Origin of the sequence: Streptomyces sp. NRRL S-495, assembly GCF_000966955.1 — a bacterium.
Lineage (GTDB): Bacteria > Actinomycetota > Actinomycetes > Streptomycetales > Streptomycetaceae > Kitasatospora > Kitasatospora purpeofusca.
The window spans coordinates 1-2,825 of record NZ_JZWY01001240.1 but is presented as its reverse complement, the minus strand read 5'-3'; the positions used below and the strand labels follow the sequence as shown (position 1 = coordinate 2,825).

Sequence of the window (2,825 nt, the reverse complement as noted above, 5' to 3'; positions counted from 1 at the left end):
GCCGCACCTACACCGCCGGGGTCGGCGACCTGGCCACCGGGGCCCGGGTCCCGGTGGACGGGCAGATCCGGGCCGGCAGCAACACCAAGACCTTCGTCGCCGTCGTCGTCCTGCAACTGGTCGCCGAGGGCAGGGTCGGACTCGACACGGCCGTCGACACCTACCTGCCGGGCCTGGTGCGCGGCGACGGCTTCGACGGCCGGAACATCACCGTTCGCCAGCTGCTCCAGCACACCAGCGGCCTGCCCGACTACATGGACGCCCCGGCGCTGGCCGACTTCACCACCATCCAGTACCGCTGGTTCGAGCCGCGCGAACTCCTCGACGGGGCCCTGGTCCAGCAGGCGCGGTTCCCCGCCGGGAGCAGCTGGGAGTACAGCAACACCAACTACCTGGTGGCCGGCCTGCTGATCCAGAAGGTTACCGGCCGCCCGTTCGGCGAGGAGGTCACCAAGCGCGTGATCGACCGGATCGGCCTGCGCCACACCTACGTGCCGGCCGCCGGGGAGACCGCCCTCCGCGAGACCCATCCGCACGGCTACCTGCGCACCGCCCCGGACGCGCCGCTGGTCGACTACACCGCGATGGATGCCTCGATGGCCTGGGCCGCGGGGGCGGTGGTGTCCACCAACACCGACCTCAACAGCTTCTACGGCGCGCTGCTGGCGGGTCGGCTGCTGCCCGCCGCCCAGCTCGCCGAGATGCGCAGCACCGTCCCGGCCGAGCTGCTGGGCGACGGGGTCCGCTACGGGCTGGGGATCCAGAGCAGGCCGCTGACCTGCGGCGGCCTCGTCTGGGGCCACGGCGGCACCTCCCCCGGCTACCGGACCCGGGGCGGCGTCACGGAGGACGGCCGGGCCGTGAACATCACCGTCACCACGATCCCGGACGCGCCCACCGGCAAGCGGCTGACCGACGCGGTCGACGCGGCCCTCTGCCGCTGACACCCGGCAGGTTCCGGGGTCGAGCACCGTTGGTGTGAAGGGCAGTCGGGAGCGGATCGCGCGGGAGCAGTACGCGCGGTCCGCTCCCGCCGTGCCGGGCCCGGTGCGACGGGAGCGGACCACGGTGCGCGGTGCGCGGCACCCGGCACCCGGCACCCGGCACCCGGACGGCGGCCGTCAGGCGGAGGTGGAGAGCGCCAGCGCCACCTCCCGCCACTGGTCGAGTTCGCGCCGCACCAGCTCCAGCTTCGCCTCGACGCGCTCGACCGCGTCCGCGCCCAACTGGAGGCGCAGCGGCGGCTCGGCGACCTCGGTGAGGTCGACCACGGCCCTCGCGGCCTTCGCCGGGTCGCCCGGCTGGTGGCCGTCGTAGCGGACCAGCGCCTCGCGCACCGGTCCCGCGCCCTCGGCGTAGTCGGCGATCGAGGCCGGCTCGGTCCGCAGGCTGGAGCCGCCCAGGAAGTCGGTGCGGAATCCGCCCGGCTCGACGATCGTCACCCGGACCCCGAGCGGGGCGAGCTCGCCGTGCAGTGCCTCGGAGATGCCTTCGAGGGCGAACTTCGAGGCGCCGTACAGGCCCGTCGCCGGGGCGGTGGCGAAGCCGCCGACGGAGCCGATGTTCAGGACGTGCCCGGACCGCTGGTCGCGCAGGGTCGGCAGCGTCGCCCGCAGGGTGTTGAGCACGCCGAACACATTGACGTCGAACAGGTCCCGGGCGGCCCGGTCCGAGGTCTCCTCGATCGCGCCGACGAGGCCGTAACCGGCGTTGTTGACGACGACGTCGATCCGGCCGAACCGGGCCAGGCCCGCCTCCACCGCGATCGCCAGTTGCCCCGGCTCGGTCACGTCCGCGTCCACCGCCAGCAGGCCGTCCGGCCTGTCCGGGTACGCCGCGAGCACCGCCGACGCGTCCCTCGCGGTGGCGATCACGCCGTGCCCCCGGTCCAGCGCCTCCCGGACGATCGCCGCGCCGAGCCCCCGCGATGCGCCGGTGACGAACCAGATACTCATTCTTCTCCCCGTTCCGATGAGCCGATGGCCTGATGAGCCTGCGACCCGATGAGCCTGTGACCCGATGGGCTGATGCCCCTCCGGGTCGATGCCCCGACGCTAGGTCCTAGAGTCGGGTCTAGATCAACAGCGGTACGAGGGGGATGCGTGGACCTGAGCATCGGTGAGGTGGCGCAGCGCAGCGGGCTCAGCGTGCACGCGCTGCGCTTCTACGAGCGGGAGGGCCTGTTCGCCAACCCGGTGCGCCGCCTGTCCAACGGCCGCCGGGTCTACCACGAGGAGGACCTGGAGTGGCTGGCGATCTGCACCCGGCTGCGTTCCTCCGGCATGTCCCTGGCGGACATCCGCCAGTACATCCAGCTGGCCCGCCAGGGCCCGGGCAATGAACACGAACGGCTCGACCTGCTGCGCCGGCACCAGGACCACGTGGAGGCACAGGTCCGGGAACTCCAGGGCACGCTCGACGTGATGCGGGCCAAGGTGCGGATCTACGAGGCCCACCTCGCCCGCGGCGAGGCCGACCGCCTCTGGAACCCGTCCTACTCGGCCACTCCCACCCCCGGCCCTGCCTGCGGATGACGTCGGCCGGGCAGGGGCGGCTCGGCGGGCAGAGGGCGACGGTCCCCGCACCGAGGGTGAGGGCTGTGGTGGGGGCCACCCGGGCGGGCGCGGCTCCGTCACGGGCGGGGCGGGGGGTGGTTACGGGGTGTCGACCGTGTGCGCGGGCTCACAGGGCGAGGGGTGTGGTGCGGGCCACCTTGGGGCCATATTCGATCTTGAAAATATGGACATTTGCCTTCAAATCACCCCATTTTAGTGATCGTTACGGCCGGTAACCCACCCCTGACCTCGCTAAACCTACGAATCCTT

The 2,825-nt window shown here is 72.5% G+C and carries 3 protein-coding genes; 2 read left to right on the top strand and 1 reads right to left on the bottom strand.

Going from position 1 to position 2,825, the window contains the following annotated elements; genetic code table 11:
- The coding region (locus VR45_RS40865; protein WP_045945046.1) for a serine hydrolase domain-containing protein at nt 1-944 on the top strand (944 nt) is incomplete at its 5' end.
- Between the two features lie 177 nt (nt 945-1,121).
- Here VR45_RS40865 and VR45_RS40860 read toward each other — a convergent pair.
- On the bottom strand, nt 1,122-1,955 hold the full coding sequence (locus tag VR45_RS40860; RefSeq protein WP_045945045.1) for an oxidoreductase: 834 nt from the start codon (nt 1,953-1,955) through the stop codon (nt 1,122-1,124).
- Nucleotides 1,956-2,102: 147 nt separating this feature from the next.
- Between VR45_RS40860 and VR45_RS40855 the strand changes: the two genes are divergently transcribed.
- Nucleotides 2,103-2,534, top strand: coding sequence for a MerR family transcriptional regulator (locus tag VR45_RS40855; protein ID WP_045945044.1), 432 nt, complete (start codon nt 2,103-2,105; stop codon nt 2,532-2,534).
- Nucleotides 2,535-2,825 lie beyond the last annotated feature (291 nt).

Excerpts from the sequence above, each read along its gene's own strand:
- VR45_RS40860 (WP_045945045.1), bottom strand. The coding sequence starts at position 1,955 with ATGAGTATCTGGTTCGTCACCGGCGCATCGCGGGGGCTCGGCGCGGCG.